General features: G+C 66.5%; 15 protein-coding genes. 3 read left to right on the top strand and 12 right to left on the bottom strand.

What is annotated here, in order from left to right:
* Position 1 precedes the first annotated feature (1 nt).
* The 6 genes from QTH90_RS25170 to orn all read right to left on the bottom strand — a co-directional run bounded on the left by QTH90_RS25170 (position 2) and on the right by orn (position 6702).
* Positions 2 to 946 (bottom strand): quinone oxidoreductase family protein, encoded by a 945-nt coding sequence (locus QTH90_RS25170; protein ID WP_286667296.1) that lies wholly within the window; start codon positions 944 to 946, stop codon positions 2 to 4.
* On the bottom strand, positions 943 to 1743 hold the full coding sequence (locus tag QTH90_RS25175; RefSeq protein WP_286667297.1) for an alpha/beta fold hydrolase: 801 nt from the start codon (positions 1741 to 1743) through the stop codon (positions 943 to 945). The genes QTH90_RS25170 and QTH90_RS25175 overlap by 4 nt, the downstream gene beginning before the upstream one ends.
* Entirely contained in the window at positions 1740 to 2738 is a 999-nt protein-coding gene (locus QTH90_RS25180; RefSeq protein WP_286667298.1) for a 3-hydroxybutyryl-CoA dehydrogenase, read from the bottom strand. The genes QTH90_RS25175 and QTH90_RS25180 overlap by 4 nt, the downstream gene beginning before the upstream one ends.
* Positions 2728 to 3801 carry an NAD/NADP-dependent octopine/nopaline dehydrogenase family protein gene (locus tag QTH90_RS25185; RefSeq protein WP_286667299.1) on the bottom strand — a complete coding sequence of 358 codons (1074 nt, stop codon included), beginning with the start codon at positions 3799 to 3801 and terminating at the stop codon, positions 2728 to 2730. Before QTH90_RS25185 ends, QTH90_RS25180 begins: the two co-directional genes overlap by 11 nt.
* A gap of 237 nt (positions 3802 to 4038) precedes the next feature.
* Complete coding sequence (locus QTH90_RS25190) at positions 4039 to 5904, bottom strand: DEAD/DEAH box helicase (protein WP_286667300.1); 1866 nt, start codon at positions 5902 to 5904, stop codon at positions 4039 to 4041.
* A 201-nt stretch (positions 5905 to 6105) separates the two neighbouring features.
* Positions 6106 to 6702, bottom strand: a complete 597-nt coding sequence (gene orn, locus QTH90_RS25195) for an oligoribonuclease (protein WP_286667301.1) — start codon at positions 6700 to 6702, stop codon at positions 6106 to 6108.
* 114 nt (positions 6703 to 6816) lie between these two features.
* Between orn and QTH90_RS25200 the strand changes: the two genes are divergently transcribed.
* From QTH90_RS25200 to rsgA, 3 genes are read left to right on the top strand one after another with little or no spacing between them, the layout of a single operon-like run.
* Positions 6817 to 8088, top strand: a complete 1272-nt coding sequence (locus QTH90_RS25200; RefSeq protein WP_286667302.1) for a M48 family metallopeptidase — start codon at positions 6817 to 6819, stop codon at positions 8086 to 8088.
* Positions 8089 to 8103: 15 nt separating this feature from the next.
* Complete coding sequence (locus QTH90_RS25205; RefSeq protein ID WP_286667303.1) at positions 8104 to 8442, top strand: 4a-hydroxytetrahydrobiopterin dehydratase; 339 nt, start codon at positions 8104 to 8106, stop codon at positions 8440 to 8442.
* Between the two features lie 17 nt (positions 8443 to 8459).
* Positions 8460 to 9401: a ribosome small subunit-dependent GTPase A gene (gene rsgA / locus QTH90_RS25210; protein WP_286667304.1), complete on the top strand. Its 942-nt coding sequence runs from the start codon at positions 8460 to 8462 to the stop codon at positions 9399 to 9401.
* Positions 9402 to 9535: 134 nt separating this feature from the next.
* Here rsgA and hisC read toward each other — a convergent pair whose 3' ends face one another.
* The 6 genes from hisC to rimM all read right to left on the bottom strand — a co-directional run bounded on the left by hisC (position 9536) and on the right by rimM (position 14412).
* Positions 9536 to 10612, bottom strand: coding sequence for a histidinol-phosphate transaminase (gene hisC, locus QTH90_RS25215; protein WP_286667450.1), 1077 nt, complete (start codon positions 10610 to 10612; stop codon positions 9536 to 9538).
* A 30-nt stretch (positions 10613 to 10642) separates the two neighbouring features.
* Positions 10643 to 11644, bottom strand: coding sequence for a CobD/CbiB family protein (locus QTH90_RS25220; RefSeq protein ID WP_286667305.1), 1002 nt, complete (start codon positions 11642 to 11644; stop codon positions 10643 to 10645).
* Positions 11645 to 11718: 74 nt separating this feature from the next.
* Positions 11719 to 12435 (bottom strand): CoA pyrophosphatase, encoded by a 717-nt coding sequence (locus QTH90_RS25225; protein ID WP_286667306.1) that lies wholly within the window; start codon positions 12433 to 12435, stop codon positions 11719 to 11721.
* Positions 12436 to 12604: 169 nt separating this feature from the next.
* Complete coding sequence (rplS, locus tag QTH90_RS25230) at positions 12605 to 12988, bottom strand: 50S ribosomal protein L19 (protein ID WP_286667451.1); 384 nt, start codon at positions 12986 to 12988, stop codon at positions 12605 to 12607.
* A 100-nt stretch (positions 12989 to 13088) separates the two neighbouring features.
* On the bottom strand, positions 13089 to 13835 hold the full coding sequence (gene trmD / locus QTH90_RS25235; RefSeq protein ID WP_286667307.1) for a tRNA (guanosine(37)-N1)-methyltransferase TrmD: 747 nt from the start codon (positions 13833 to 13835) through the stop codon (positions 13089 to 13091).
* A gap of 22 nt (positions 13836 to 13857) precedes the next feature.
* The gene (rimM, locus tag QTH90_RS25240) at positions 13858 to 14412 is read right to left on the bottom strand and encodes a ribosome maturation factor RimM (RefSeq protein WP_286667308.1); all 555 of its coding nucleotides are present in this window, start codon (positions 14410 to 14412) and stop codon (positions 13858 to 13860) included.
* Between the last annotated feature and the right edge of the window lie 3 nt (positions 14413 to 14415).

The following is a 14415-nucleotide window of genomic DNA, read 5'->3' on the forward strand; positions in this document are numbered from 1 at the left end:
GTCAGAGTGACGGCACGAGCACGGCGCGGCCGCGATGGCCGCGTTGGCTGATCCAGTCCATGGCAGTGGCCGCATCGTCGAGCGCGAAGGGCTGCACGTCGAGCTTGAGGTGGCCATCGGCCAGGCGGGCCAGCAATTCGGGCGCGGCTGCGCGGCCGGCCGCTTCACGACGGAACATGTTGAGGGGCAGCAGGGCGACATCGCGCTGCAGGAAGTGGGCGATATCCAGAGCGAGTGAATTGCCCGCGGTGTAGCCGACGAGCACGGCGCGGCCGCCCGGGCGCACGCGGGTCAACGCGTCTGCGAGGATCGGTCCGCCGACGGTGTCGACGAGCAGATCCACGGATACCGGCTCCAATGCGGCCGACAGGTCATCCTGGAGCACAACGACTTTCGCGACCGCGGGCATTGCGGCAGCCTGCTCAGCGCTGCTCACGAGCACGGTCACCTCGGCGCCGGCATCGATCGCAAGCTGCACCGCCAACGATCCGACCGCACCTGTCGCGCCCGTTACCAGGACGTTCTCGCCCGCACGGAGATGCGCGATGTCGTGCAGCGCCACCCACGCGGAGGTGCACGGCGAGAAGAAGGCGGAGCCGATCGTTGCGGGCACCGCATCCGGCAGCACGCCGAGCGCCTCGTCGGGCGCATCGATGAATTCGCACCACGTGCCGTCGAACAGCGTGCCGAGCCCGCTGCCGCGCAGCCAGACACGCTGGCCTTCGGCATAGGTCTCGCTCGCCACGACCACGCCGGCCGCCTCGACGCCCGGCGTGTACGGAAAGGACGGATGCCTCAGGAAGCTGCCGCGCCATACGGTGCGATCGATGTGGCCGACCGTGGCCGCCTCCATGCGGACGATCGAACGACCAGGCCGCAGTTGGGGCTCGACGACATCTTCCAGCACGGGCGCCGAACTGAAGGCATGCACGCGCACGGCTCTCATGCCAGTGTCTCCAGGAATTCGAGCACTGCTTGCGCAAAGGGGCCGGGCAGCTGGTCGGGCAAGGGCACCATGCCGCCTTCGATCTCGACGATGCGCGCGTTCGAGAGTTGCTCGCACAGTTCGGCGGCGTGCAGCGAAGCGAACGGGTCGTCGGTGGCACGAATGATCAGCGTCGGATGTGCGATGCGATGAATGCGGTCCTCCATCCGATAGGCCGCGACTGCGCGGTGGCCGTCTTCGGGTCCGCCACTCGCCTTCAAGGCATCGAGCACGAAGGCTTGGAGCAGGTCGGGGCGGTTGGCCGGATAGAAGCCCTGGCGCCGCTGCCACAGGGCGGCAAGATGGGTGCCGTCTTCGCTGGCTTCGACCTCGTCGATCGGCGGGCGCCCGGCGCGCGCGAGGCGGAAGGCTTCATGGGTGAACGGCGTCGACGACAGCACCAGCCCGCGCACCCGTTCGGGAAACGCCGCGGCCAGCTCGACCGCGATGACACCGCCGGTGTGATGGCCCACCACGTCGGCGCGCTCGATGCCCAGCGCGTCGAGCAGTTCCCGCGCCACTCCGGCCCATTGCTCGATACTCGCCGGCAAGCCGCCTGCCTCGGAATCGCCGAAACCGGCTGTGTCCATCGCGATCGCCCGGTAGTGCGAACCGATCAAGGGCAGCACCTCGCGGTATTCGACCCAACTGCGCGGCGACTGGTGCAGCAGCATCACGGCCGGCGCATCCGGATCACCGCACTCGGCGTAGTGGACCTGCCCTGCCGAGAGGTCGGCGAATGCGCGCCGGATCTTCATTCGCGCGTCGCTTCCGCGGGTGGCTGCCACAGCCCCACATGCTTGAGCATGCCGAGGGTTCGCGAGAGCACGTCGCGCCGGTACGCCCCGACGTCGCGCCCCTCGTACTCGTAGAAGCCGCTGCCGCTTTTCAGGCCCAGCCGGCCTTCCTCGACCATGCGGTCCACGATGGCAGGTGCGGTGTAGCGGGCGCGGTCGATGGACGCCGCCATCTCGCGGCTCGCGTGATGGAGGATGTCGCAGCCGCCGAAGTCGATGAACTCGACCACGCCGAGTGCCGCGAACCGCAGCCCGAGGCCGTAGCGCGTGGCCTTGTCGATCTCTTCCGCTGTGGCAGCGCCCTCCTCGATCATGCGCGCCGCCTCGTTCATCACCAGCGCCTGCAATCGCGGCACGATGTAGCCCGGCGACGCGCCACAGACAACCGGCAGCTTGCCGATGGCTTCCATCAGGGCCTTGGTGCGCTCGAGCACCGCGGCATCGGTGCCGGGATGACAGCTGAGCTCGACCACCGGGATCACGTACGCCGGATTGAGCCAGTGCATGTTGAGAAAGCGCTCCGGCCGATGCACCAGCGCCGCCAGTTGCGTCACGAGGATGCTGCTGGTGGTGGAGGTGAGGATCGCGTCTTCGCGGCAATGCCTGTTGATGTGCTCGAAGGCCTCGCGCTTGGCTTCGAGCGTCTCGGGGACGCCCTCGAAAACCAGCTCGGCGGCTGCCAGCGCGGCAGGCGCATGGGCTGCGTCGACGATGTCGACACGCGCAGCAATGGCTCGGACCTGGGCAGCGTCGATCACGCCGAGCTGTGCCAGGCCCGAAAGACTGGCTTCGATTTCCGCCTGGGCCTCGCCTTGCAGCTTCCGCCATGCCTCGTCGCTGCGCGGACGCAGATCGACCAGCGAGATGCGGTGTCCGGCGTAGGCGAATGCGATCGCGATGCCGCGCCCCATCCGTCCCGCGCCGACCGCAGCGAAGCGGGGAAGCTCATTCCCCATCGTGCAGCCTTTGCTTGAGTTGTGCCGGCGTCAGGCTGGCGAGGCCGAGCGACTCGAGCGTGCGCGGCCCCTTGCGCAGATCGCGGCCGAGGAAGCCGCCGACGATCGCCAGCAGGCCATGCGCGATCGGCGCATCGACCCCGACGAAGCGCGCGGTCGACGCGAGAAAGGCGAGCCCGAGTTCCGTGTCCTCGGTGATGTAGCGGTGCGTATGGAGGTCGATGTTCTCGCGCCAGTCGCCCGACTTCACCAATTGCTTGTGCGCATCGCCGTACATCCACTGGTCGTTGTTGTAGTGGTCGGCCAGCGGATAGTGCGGGGCTCCCTGGCCCAAGGCCTCGCGCACGGCAATGCGTTCCTGGTCGAGCCGGTCGGTCACGTCGCGCACGGCACGCTGGGTGCCTTCGTTGTGGATGTCCCAACGCTCGAAGTGCTGCAGCGGCGCGGCGTTCATGACCATCAACGGTGGGTGGATGACGGGGCCGGCGTTCATCAGCGCACCCGACAGCGCATCGCCACAGCCATGCACGCTCGAGTAGGCCTTGCGGATCACCTCGATGGCTTCGCGCTCCTTGCGCGCCGGGTACACACCGGTGGGCAGGCGGATGGCGCGGATGGTCACGTTCACTTCGCGCTCGCCGTGCTTGCGTGCCAGGTAGGGCAAGGTGCCGGTCTCGGCCCAGGCCACATCGGCGCGGTTGCCCGCTTCCTTCACGAGCCGCGCCATCACGTAGCTGCCGAAGGTGCCGGGCGGCAGGAACACGACCTGGCCGTCGATCAGGTGCGGGGCCATCGCACGGGCGATGTCTTCCTGCGCGATCGCCGGCGTGGGGATGACGATCAACTCCGCACCCCGCATGGCGGCACCGATGTCGGCGGTCGCCAGCGCGATCGGCACGTCACGGGAACCGGCCGCGTCCTTCAAGGTGATGGAACCGGCCTTGGCGACCGGCTCCAGCGCGCCCGCGTCGCGGCGCCACAGACGCACTTCATGATCAGCTTCGGACAGGTCCGCGGCAGCCGCATAGGCGCCGTGGCCGCCGCCGAGAATGGCGATTTTCATAGGTCGACAGTGGAAAGAATGAAGTGGATGAACCGGCCGCCAGCAGGCCTCCGGAGGACTTGAGCCGTCAATACATTACTTTTCAACTGTTCAGGTGTCAACTAAGAAGGACGCGTATTCGCGTTTCCCACTAGGCGCCGACGGCGGCTGCACGGCCCACCCCAGACGAACAAAAGCCCGCATTTCCGAGGAAATGCGGGCTTTGCGAAATGAGATGCGGCTCGAGGCCGCTCACGCTCAGCGGCTGGGCTTGAAGCCGCGCTTCTGCGCGTCGCGCGGGACGAAGACCTTGCCGCCACCGCCGGCATGCCCACGCGGAGCAAAACCGTCGCCGCGGCCGGCACCGCCACCAGCGCCGCCGCGCGGGGCGTTGTCGCCCCAGCCCGGCTTGCGGCCGTAGCCACCGTCGTCACGGCCGCCGCCGAAGTTGGCGTTGCCCTGATTCTGGAAACCACGCGGTGCGCCAGCGCCCGGGCCGCGCGCATTGCGATCGTTGAAGCCGCTGGCGCCGGCGTAGCCGCCACCATTGCCGCCACCGCCATATCCGCCGCCGTTGCCGCCGCGATGACCACCGCCGCCGAACTTGCGATCGCGCGAATGGTTGTCACGGCCACGGCCGCCGAAGTCGCCCTGCGGACGCGCTTGCGGCGCACGCTGTTGCGGCTCCAGGCCCGGAATCACTTCCGACTTGAATTGCTGGCGGCTGTACGACTCGATGTCGAAGATCCGGCGGCGATCGCGCAGCTCGGCGAAGGTCACGGCAATGCCGTCGCGCCCTGCCCGGCCGGTACGGCCGATGCGGTGCGTGTAGTCCTCGGCCTTCATCGGGAGGCCGAAGTTGAACACGTGCGTGATGGTCGGCACATCGATGCCGCGCGCCGCCACGTCGGTGGCGACGAGGATCTGCACCTGGCCCTGACGCAATGCCATCAGTCGGCGATTGCGCAAACCCTGGCTCAGCGCACCGTGCAGCGCGACAGCACTGAAGCCGTCCTGCTGCAGGTCATTGGCGAGACCGTCGCACTCGACCTGCGTGCTTGCGAACACGATGGCCTGGTTGATGGTGGTGTCGCGCAGCCAGTGGTCCAGCAGCTTGCGCTTGTGCTGCGTGTTGTCGGCCCAGAACAGCACCTGCTTGATGTTGGCGTGCTTTTCCTGCGGGCTGTCGATGGTCACGCGCTGCGGCTCGCGCATCACGCGGGTGGCCAGCTGCTGGATGCGCGGCGCGAAGGTCGCGCTGAACATCATCGTCTGCTGGCGCTCGATGGTGAGCTGGTTGACTTCGGCGAGGTCGTCCGAGAAGCCGAGGTCAAGCATGCGGTCGGCTTCGTCGACGACGAGGAACTTGACCTGGTCGAGCTTGATCTGCATCGAGCGCTGCAGGTCGAGCAGGCGGCCCGGCGTGGCGACGACGAGGTCGGCGTTCTGCAGGCGCGCGATCTGCAACTGGTAAGGCATGCCGCCCACCACGTTGGCAATGCGCAGGCCGCGGCAGTGCTTGACCAGATCGATGGCGTCGTGTGCGACTTGTTGCGCAAGTTCGCGCGTGGGGCACAGGATCAGTGCGCCGGGCGTGGCCGCTTTGAAATGGCGCGCGTTGGTCGGGTCCTTGCGCTTCGGCTTCTTGGGCGGTGCTTCGCCGCGAGCGGCGGCCTCGGCGGCCACACGCTGGAATTCGGCCTTGGCTGCCGCCTCGGCTTCGGCCTGGCGTTGCAGCAGGGTGTGCAGCACGGGCAACAGGAAGGCGGCGGTCTTGCCGCTGCCGGTCTGGCTCGACACCATCAGGTCGACGAAGCGCGTGGCGCCGTCGGCCTGGCCGCTGGCCGTCATGGCGCGCGGGATCACCTGCTCCTGCACGGTGGTGGGTTGGGTGAAGCCGAGGTCCTCGACCGCAGCGATCAGCTCGGGCGCCAGGCCCAGCTTGATGAAGCCGTTCGGCAGCTTCGGCGCTTCGGCCGGCTCGACGGCATCGAGTGCCACGAAAACGGGAGCGGTGTTGGAAGAATCAGTGGTGGATTCGAGTTCGCGCGAAACGGCGGAAACGGCGAATTCATCGGATTGCACAGGCGCGAACTCGCCCTGCGCTTCAAAAGCGTCGGTCATTCAGTAATCTCATACGCGAGCACAGCCGTAGGCGGTGCTCCGTCGGGTGGTGAAAAACATCAACCATCCAACGACGTTCAGCAATGACTTTCGTCTTTGCCGCGGCCCGTTCATTCGGGCGCGATGTGCAAGATAGGGAGATGCAAGAAAACGCTGCAGAACAGCGAAGCCATCGATTATCGCATGGCTTGGGGTTTTTACCTAATCCTGAATGCGAAGAAAGGTTTCACGGTAGTGCGCGAGTTCCTCGATCGATTCGTGGACGTCGGCGAGTGCCGTGTGGGCCTGCTGTTTCTTGAAGGCGTTGTAGGCAGCCGGCTTCCAGCGCTTGGCCAGTTCCTTGAGGGTGCTGACGTCCAGGTTGCGATAGTGGAAATAGGCTTCCAGCTTGGGCATGTACTTCACTAGGAAGCGGCGATCCTGGCCGATCGTGTTGCCGCACATCGGCGAGCCGCTCTTCGGGATGTAGCGCGAGATGAACTGGATCAGCTGCTGCTCGGCGGTGGCCTCGTCGAGCGTGGACGCCTTCACCTTGTCGATCAGGCCGCTGCGCCCGTGGGTTCCCTTGTTCCAGGCGTCCATGCCATCGAGGACTTCGTCGCTCTGGTGGATGACGAGCACGGGGCCGTCGATGCAGGGCGTGAGGTCGGGACCGGTCACGACGACGGCAATTTCGAGCAGGCGCTCCTTTTCGGGGTCGAGGCCGCTCATTTCGCAGTCCAGCCAGACGAGGTTCTGGTCGCTCTTCTTGAGCGTGGCTGCGGGCACTGGCGCAGCCGGTTCGATGGATTCGGGCATCCGGCGATTGTCGTCGATGACCCTGAGGGCGGCCTGGCCTCCCGCCTGGGAAGCGCCCTTTCCGGCGTCAGGGCAACCGGCGCGCCGCGAGGCTGCGGGCTAAACTCGACCGCCATGTCCGCCACCTCGCCCCTATCCTTCGCCTTCACCCTGGCCTTTGCCCTCGCGCTGGTCGCCGGGCTGGTCGTGAAGTTCTGGCTTGCCACACGACAGGTGCGCCACGTGGCGCACCATCGCGAGGCGGTTCCCCCTGTCTTCGCGCAGGCCATCACGCTCGCCGCCCACCAGAAGGCCGCGGACTACACGATGGCGAAGACGCGCTTCGGCATCATCGAAATGGCCTGGGGCGCGGCGGTTCTGCTGGGATGGACCTTGCTCGGCGGCCTCGACCTTCTCAACAAGGTGCTCCTCGGCTGGCTGGGCGGCGGCATGCTCCAGCAGCTCGTCCTGCTCGCCGCCTTCGCGCTGATCGGCGGCCTGCTGGAACTGCCTTTCACGCTGTGGCAGACCTTCAGGCTCGAGGAGCGCTTCGGGTTCAACAAGATGACGTGGCGGCTGTGGCTCGCCGATGCCGCCAAGGGCATCCTGCTGGGTGCGCTGATCGGCCTGCCGATCGCGGCCCTGATCCTCTGGCTGATGGGCGCCGCGGGCAGCCTGTGGTGGATCTGGGCCTGGGGCGCGTGGATGGCGTTCAACCTGCTGCTGATGCTGGTCTACCCGACCTTCATCGCGCCGATCTTCAACAAGTTCCAGCCGCTGGACGACGCAGCCCTCAAGGACCGCGTGAACGCGCTGATGCAACGCTGCGGCTTTGCGGCCAAGGGCCTGTTCGTGATGGACGGCAGCACGCGCAGCGCGCACGCCAATGCCTACTTCACGGGCTTCGGTTCCAGCAAGCGCGTGGTGTTCTACGACACGCTGCTGCGCCAGCTCAACGCCGGCGAAGTCGAGGCGGTGCTGGCCCACGAGCTGGGCCATTTCAAGCACCGGCATGTGATGAAGCGCATGGCAGCGATGTTCGCGCTGAGCCTGGCCGGCTTTGCCCTGCTAGGCTGGTTGTCGACCCACACGTGGTTCTATGTGGGACTGGGCGTGCAGCCGAACCTGGCGGCGCCCAACAACGCGCTTGCGATCCTGCTCTTCATGCTCGCGGTGCCGGTCTTCGGCTTCTTCGTCGCGCCGCTGCCGGTGCTGATCTCGCGCAAGCACGAGTTCGAGGCGGACGCCTACGCGATCGCGCAGACCAGCGGCGCCGACCTGTCGGCAGCATTGCTCAAGCTCTACCAGGACAACGCATCGACGCTGACGCCCGATCCGGTGTTCGTCAAGTTCTACTACTCGCACCCACCCGCCTCGGAGCGCCTCGCGCGCATGGCCGCGGCCTGACCCTGAAAGCCGACGATGAGCAGCATGTTCAAGACCCAGGATTGGAAGACGCACGCACGCCGCGCCATGAGCGCAACGGAAATCGTGGCGAGCCTGGCCCGACTGGAAGGCTGGAAGCTCACGGGGGATGGCGCAAATGTCGCGATCGAGAAGACCTTCGCCTTCGCGAACTACTTCGAGACCATCGCCTTCGTGAACGCCCTCGCGTGGATCGCGCACCGGCAGGACCACCACCCCGATCTCTCGGTGCATTACGACCGGTGTGTCGTGCGCTTCAACACGCACGATGTGGGCGGTATCTCGTCGACAGACTTCGAGTGCGCTGCGCAGGCCGATGCGCTGGTCGCGGACTGAGCCGATGGAACGCGCCCTTGGCTAAGCAACGCGGCGGCACGGCCAGCGGCGTCGCGCTGCGCGACGGACTTGTGGTCGCAAGCCACGGCCGCCACTGCCTGGTCGAAACGCCAGAGGGCGAACGCCTGATCTGCCATCCGCGCGGCAAGAAGAGCCAGGCCGTGGTGGGCGATCGCATCCAGTGGCAGGCGAGCGAGGATGAAGGCACGATTGAAAAGGTACTGCCGCGGAAGAACCTCTTCTATCGACAGGACGAGATCCGCACCAAGTCGTTCGCCGCCAATCTCGACCAGGTGCTGATCCTGATCGCGGCCGAACCGGAATTTTCCGAGACGCAGCTGACGCGCGCGCTGATCGCCGCGGCTGCGGAGCGCATCACGCCCGTCATCGCGCTCAACAAGAGCGACCTCGCCGTGCCTTTCGAGCGGGCCTGGGGCCGGCTGGCGCCCTACCGGCGCATGGATTACCAGGTCGTGCCGCTGGCGCTGACGGCCTCCGGCCCATCGGATCGCGCGACGCTGTCGACGATGCTGGCCGGCAAGACCACGCTGGTGCTCGGCCCTTCAGGCGCCGGCAAGAGCACGCTGATCAACCTGCTGGTGCCCGGCGCGACCGCGTTGACAGGCGAGATCTCGCAGGCGCTCAACTCGGGCAAGCACACCACCACCAGCACGACCTGGTACTGGGTGGACGCCGCGCGAAGCACCGCACTCATCGACTCGCCGGGCTTCCAGGAATTCGGGCTGCATCACATCGAGGCGATGCAACTCGCACACCTGATGCCGGATATCGCCGCGCACGCCACGGACTGCAAGTTCTACAACTGCACACACCTTCACGAGCCGGGATGCGGCGTGATCGGGCAGGTGGATTCGCCAACCCGTCCGGGTGCGATCAGCGCTTCGCGCTACCGGATCTACGGCGAGCTCTTCGCCGAACTCAGCCAGACGAGGTATTGAGCTCGCCCCCAGCCTCGCCCACTTCGTGTGGCTCTGGCACCCCCTGCCGGGGGCAAACCCGGCGGCCCGGCAAAGCCGGTTCCGCGGGTTTCCGGGTGTCGGCTGCGCCGCCTGCATGGCGCCGGCGCGGCTACTTACTGGGGCGGGAGGATCTCGGCCAATGCGGCTACCAACGCCGTGCATTGGTCGCGCGTGCCGACCGTGATGCGCAGGTACTGCGCAATGCGCGGCTGCCTGAAATGACGCACGAGAACGGCTCGCGCCCGCAGCGACGCCGCAAGCTCAGCTGCATCGTGAGCAGGGTGTCGCACGAAGAGGAAATTGGCTTGTGAAGGCAGCACTTCAAAGCCCAGATCCTCCAGCTGCAGCACCAGCCCCTCGCGGGTGTCGACGATGTCGTCGCGCGTCTTGGCGAACCACGCCTCGTCTTCGAGGGCCGCAATGGCGCCTGCGGAGGCGAGCCGGTCGATCGGGTAGGAGTTGAAGCTGTTCTTGACGCGCTGGAGCGCATCGATCAGGTGCGCCTGCCCGCACGCGAATCCGACGCGCAGACCGGCCAGTGAACGCGACTTGGACAAGGTCTGCACGACCAGCAGATTCGGGTACCGAGCGATCAGCGGCAGCGCGCTTTCCCCGCCGAAATCGACATAGGCTTCGTCGACCAGCACCACGCGATCGGAACACGCCTCGAGCAGTGCCTCGATACGGGAAAGCGGCAGTCCGATGCCGGTCGGCGCATTCGGGTTCGCGATCACGATGCCCGCGCAGCCTGCTGCCGCACGCCCGGCCAGCGCAACGTCGTCGATGCGAAGCGCATCGTCGACCGGCTGCAACTCGCACGCGATGTCGTACAGCTGCGCGTAGACGCGATAAAAGCTGTACGTCACGTCGGGGATCAGCAGCGGCTCGGCTTGCTGGAAGAAGGCAAAGAACGCGTGGGCCAACACCTCGTCGGAGCCGTTGCCCACAAACACCTGCTCGCTGTCCAACCCATGGCGCGTAGCGATCGCTTCGCGCAACAGGGTGGATTCGGGATCCGGGTAGAGCTGCAAGCCGCTCTCGGCCGCACGGCAGATGGCGTCGATGGCTCGCGGCGATGGAGGATGCGGGTTCTCGTTGGTGTTGAGCTTGACGAGATTCGCGATGCGCGGCTGCTCGCCCGGCACATAGGGCTCGAGCGCCGCAATGCGGGGACTCCAGTAGCTTGGAATGTTGGACAAGTCCGAACCCTAGCCGACGATTCAGCCCAGCAGGCGCGCCAGGGTCAGCAGCGCGAGCAGCACCATCCACATCACGACCGACCGCCAGACCAGGCCGACCACGCTGCGCAGGTGCGCAGGCTCGGGCTCGCGTCCCGGCGTGCTCCCGCTGTCGGGACCGCGCCCACCCACGAACGACTCACCGGCCTGAGCGCGCGGCAGCGGATCGGTGATCGGCATCACGCTCAGCGCGCCGCCTCCGAGCCGGACGTTCACGGCACCCGAGGTGGCAGCGAGGATCACGCCGTCGTTCTCGTTCGGAAAGCGCCGTGCGTCGTTGCGCCAGCAATCGATCGCCTCTTCGAAGCTGCCGACCACGGCGAAGCCCAATGCGGTGATGCGCGCGGGCAGCCAGTCGATCACACCCCACGCACGGTCAGCGGCCTGCTGCACCCAGATGCTGGACGGCTGCGTCGACGCGCCATTCTTGTGCGCCCAGTAGCGCGACACGAATTCGCTCATGCGGTAGAAGACCGCGCCCGCGGGCCCGAGGCCGACGGCCGCAAGAATCGAGAACCATGCGAGCACGCCAAAGACGTGCCGGTGCGCGGCGATCACGGAGTGCTCGATCACATGCCGCACGATCTCGCTGCGTGGCAGGTTGGCCGCGTCGACATGCTGCCAATGCGCGAGCAGTGAGCGCGCAAGCGCCTCGTCGCCTTCGTCGAGCGCGTCGCGAATGCCGGTGAAGTGGTGGCTGAACTGACGGAAGCCCAGCGTGACGTAGAGGATCGCAATGCTCCACAGCACCGCGAATGGCAGTCCGAGCGTGAGGATCAGGAGCCAATGCACGGCCAGCGCCAGCAGGGTCGGCACGAAGACAGCGAGCGACCAGGCCACCCAGCCATGGTTCGGCTTGCCGGCGTCGAAGTTGCGGCTGGTCCACCGCGTCCAGGCGAGCACGCCGCCGTACACGGGGTTGTGATACGCAAGCGGACGCACCTGCTCGATCAGCAACGCACACAGGATGGCAAAGAAGCTCATGAAAGGATTCTAGAACCCCAGGCTAGCCCGCTTCATGGGCCGTCCCACCCCCAGGCTTTGCGCACAGGGGGCCTCTATGCGCTCAGGAAGCGGTAGAGGTTGCGCAGCATGCCCGCCGTCGCTCCCCAGACATAGCGTTCGTGGGGGCCGTCCTGGTAGGGCATCGACAGCCATTCGCGCGACATCTGGTCGTCGCCGGTCAGTGAATGGCGGCGGTGGTTCGCCGGGTTCATCAGGAAGCCGAAGGGCACTTCGAAGGCTTCCGCGACCTCGAACGGATTGATGTTGAGTTCGAAGTCCGGCCGCACGAGCGCAACGACCGGCGTCACGATGAAGGAAGTGATGGTCGTGTACGTCGGCAGGCTGCCCAGGACTTCGATGTACTCGGCCGACAGGCCGACCTCTTCCCAGGCCTCCCGCAGCGCGGCAGCGGCGATGTTCGCGTCCTCGGGGTCGACCCGACCGCCGGGAAACGCCACCTGGCCCGAATGCGTCGACAGGTTCGTGGTGCGCTCGGTCAGCAGGACGGTAGGCTCGTCCCGCATCACGATGGGAATGAGCACGGCCGCCTGTGCAGGCGGCCGGTCGAGCAGGCGCGGCTCGCGCCGCATCTCGGGTGTCCACGCAGGCGGCGTGGCGAAGCGCGCGCGCAGGGCGCGCGCGCTGAGGCGGTCGTTGGCGACCGCAGGCAGCCCGGTATCGATCCCGCTCACCGGCACCTCTCGCGGATCGAAGGACTGCAACACCGGCGGGATGACGGCATTGATGGTTTCGACGGGAGAAGCGCGCATGGACGATGAGTGGGTAGTCAAGAAAATACTTACTGAGTTAAACGGTGCAAGAACCGCGCGCGGATGACACGCGGCCCCCAAACAAAATCACGATCGCCTCGCTGCATGGAGGCACCAATGCAAAAAGCCGCCTCGAACGGCGGCTTTTTGCGCGACAAGCGGACGCTGCTTACTGAGCGGCCGACGCTGCCGACGACTTGCCCGGCAGCTTTTCCTTGATGCGCGCCGAGCGGCCGCTGCGATCGCGGAGGTAGTACAGCTTGGCGCGGCGCACATCGCCACGACGCTTGACTTCGATGCTGGCGATCAGCGGGCTGTAGGTCTGGAACGTGCGTTCCACGCCTTCACCGCTGGAGATCTTGCGCACCGTGAAGCCGCTGTTGAGGCCGCGATTGCGCTTGGCGATCACGACGCCTTCGTAGGCCTGCAAACGCTTGCGGTTGCCTTCGACGACTTTCACGCTGACGATGACCGTGTCACCGGGCATGAAATCGGGGATCTTCTTGTCGAGGCGGGCGATTTCTTCCTGCTCGAGGGTCTGGATGAGGTTCATGATTTCCTGGATTTCGATCGTGTCCACGCTACACAAAAGGCGCCTTGTTCGAGAGTGTCGATTGCCGGCGCGGCTGGGCAGAGGATCGGGGAACCGAGGATTATAGCTTTTTTTGAAGCGTCTTCTCGTCCGCCGCACTGAGCCTGCCCGCGCTTCGGGCCGCATCGATGAGATCGGGGCGCCTGGCGCGGGTGATGAGCAGCCGCTGGTCGCGGCGCCAGCGCTCGATCTGGACGTGGTGGCCGGACATCAATGCAGCGGGCACGCCCTCGCCGCGCCATTGCTCGGGGCGCGTGTAATGGGGACAGTCGAGCAGGCCGTCCAGCGCTGGGTTGAAGCTGTCCTGAACATGGCTGGCTTCATCGCCCAGCACGCCGGGCTGCAGTCGCGCGACCGCGTCCAACAAGGCTATGGCTGCAATCTCGCCGCCCGAAAGCACGAAATCGCCGAGGCTGATCTGGTGCGTGACCCTCGCATCGATGAAGCGCTGGTCGATGCCCTCGTAGCGGCCGCACACCAATACGGCCCCCTCGCCGGCCGACCAGCTTTCGACCGCCTCATGACGCAAGGTCTCGCCGATCGGGGAGAACAGCACGACAGGCGCGGGAGCGCCTCGTGCGGCCAGCGCCGCATCGAGGCACGCCGACAGCGGCTCGGCCATCATGACCATGCCGGGACCGCCGCCAAAGGGCCGATCGTCCACTCGCCGGTAGTTGCCCCCGGCGAAGTCGCGCGGATTCCACAGCACGACCTCGACCTGCTTCGATTCGTACGCGCGGCGCGTCACGCCGCTCGCGCAGAACGGCGCGAACAGTTCGGGAAACAGTGTGAGAACGTCGAAGCGCATGAAGGCGCCGAACCGGCCCAGGTCAGTAGTCGGGTTGCCAGTCGACAGTGATCAGCCGACCTGCCAGATCGACCTTGTCGACGAAAGCCGAGACGAAGGGAACCATGCGTTCGACCGGCTTTCCGCCCTCTTCGGCGTCAAGCACCAGCGTCGTCTGCGGGCCGCTGGCGAGCAACTCGCGCACGGTGCCCAGCGCTACACCCTCGCGATTCACGACCGCGAGGCCGATCAGGTCGACCCAGTAGTACTCGTCGTCGCCTGCGGTCGGAAAGCTCGACCGGGGCACGAAGACGCGCGCACCGCGAAGTGCTTCGGCCGCGTTGCGGTCCGGCACGTCCTCGGACGAGGCGACGATGCAATCGGAATGTTCCTTGGCTTCGCGGATGGCGAGCCTGAACGCACGGCCCGTTGCTGCGCCCGGAGGCTGCAGGAACCAGCGCTTGGAAGAAAAAAGCGCCTCGGGCTGGGCGCTGTGGGGCAGGACCTTGAACCAGCCCTTGATGCCCCAGGCGTCGGCGATGCGCGCCACTTCGATCGCATCCGCCGGCAATTCGGCGGTTTCGAGGGTGGGCAGCATCGC

Source organism: Variovorax flavidus, from assembly GCF_030317145.1.
GTDB classification, from domain to species: domain Bacteria; phylum Pseudomonadota; class Gammaproteobacteria; order Burkholderiales; family Burkholderiaceae_C; genus Variovorax; species Variovorax flavidus.

Coding starts and splice junctions, on each gene's coding strand:
- QTH90_RS25180 (WP_286667298.1), bottom strand. CDS start 2,738: ATGGGGAATGAGCTTCCCCGCTTCGCTGCGGTCGGCGCGGGACGGATG.
- QTH90_RS25185 (WP_286667299.1), bottom strand. CDS start 3,801: ATGAAAATCGCCATTCTCGGCGGCGGCCACGGCGCCTATGCGGCTGCC.
- QTH90_RS25200 (WP_286667302.1), top strand. CDS start 6,817: ATGTCCGCCACCTCGCCCCTATCCTTCGCCTTCACCCTGGCCTTTGCC.
- QTH90_RS25225 (WP_286667306.1), bottom strand. CDS start 12,435: ATGCGCGCTTCTCCCGTCGAAACCATCAATGCCGTCATCCCGCCGGTG.
- QTH90_RS25190 (WP_286667300.1), bottom strand. CDS start 5,904: ATGACCGACGCTTTTGAAGCGCAGGGCGAGTTCGCGCCTGTGCAATCC.
- trmD (WP_286667307.1), bottom strand. CDS start 13,835: ATGCGCTTCGACGTTCTCACACTGTTTCCCGAACTGTTCGCGCCGTTC.
- rimM (WP_286667308.1), bottom strand. CDS start 14,412: ATGCTGCCCACCCTCGAAACCGCCGAATTGCCGGCGGATGCGATCGAA.
- rplS (WP_286667451.1), bottom strand. CDS start 12,988: ATGAACCTCATCCAGACCCTCGAGCAGGAAGAAATCGCCCGCCTCGAC.
- QTH90_RS25170 (WP_286667296.1), bottom strand. CDS start 946: ATGAGAGCCGTGCGCGTGCATGCCTTCAGTTCGGCGCCCGTGCTGGAA.
- orn (WP_286667301.1), bottom strand. CDS start 6,702: ATGCCCGAATCCATCGAACCGGCTGCGCCAGTGCCCGCAGCCACGCTC.
- QTH90_RS25220 (WP_286667305.1), bottom strand. CDS start 11,644: ATGAGCTTCTTTGCCATCCTGTGTGCGTTGCTGATCGAGCAGGTGCGT.
- QTH90_RS25175 (WP_286667297.1), bottom strand. CDS start 1,743: ATGAAGATCCGGCGCGCATTCGCCGACCTCTCGGCAGGGCAGGTCCAC.
- QTH90_RS25205 (WP_286667303.1), top strand. CDS start 8,104: ATGAGCAGCATGTTCAAGACCCAGGATTGGAAGACGCACGCACGCCGC.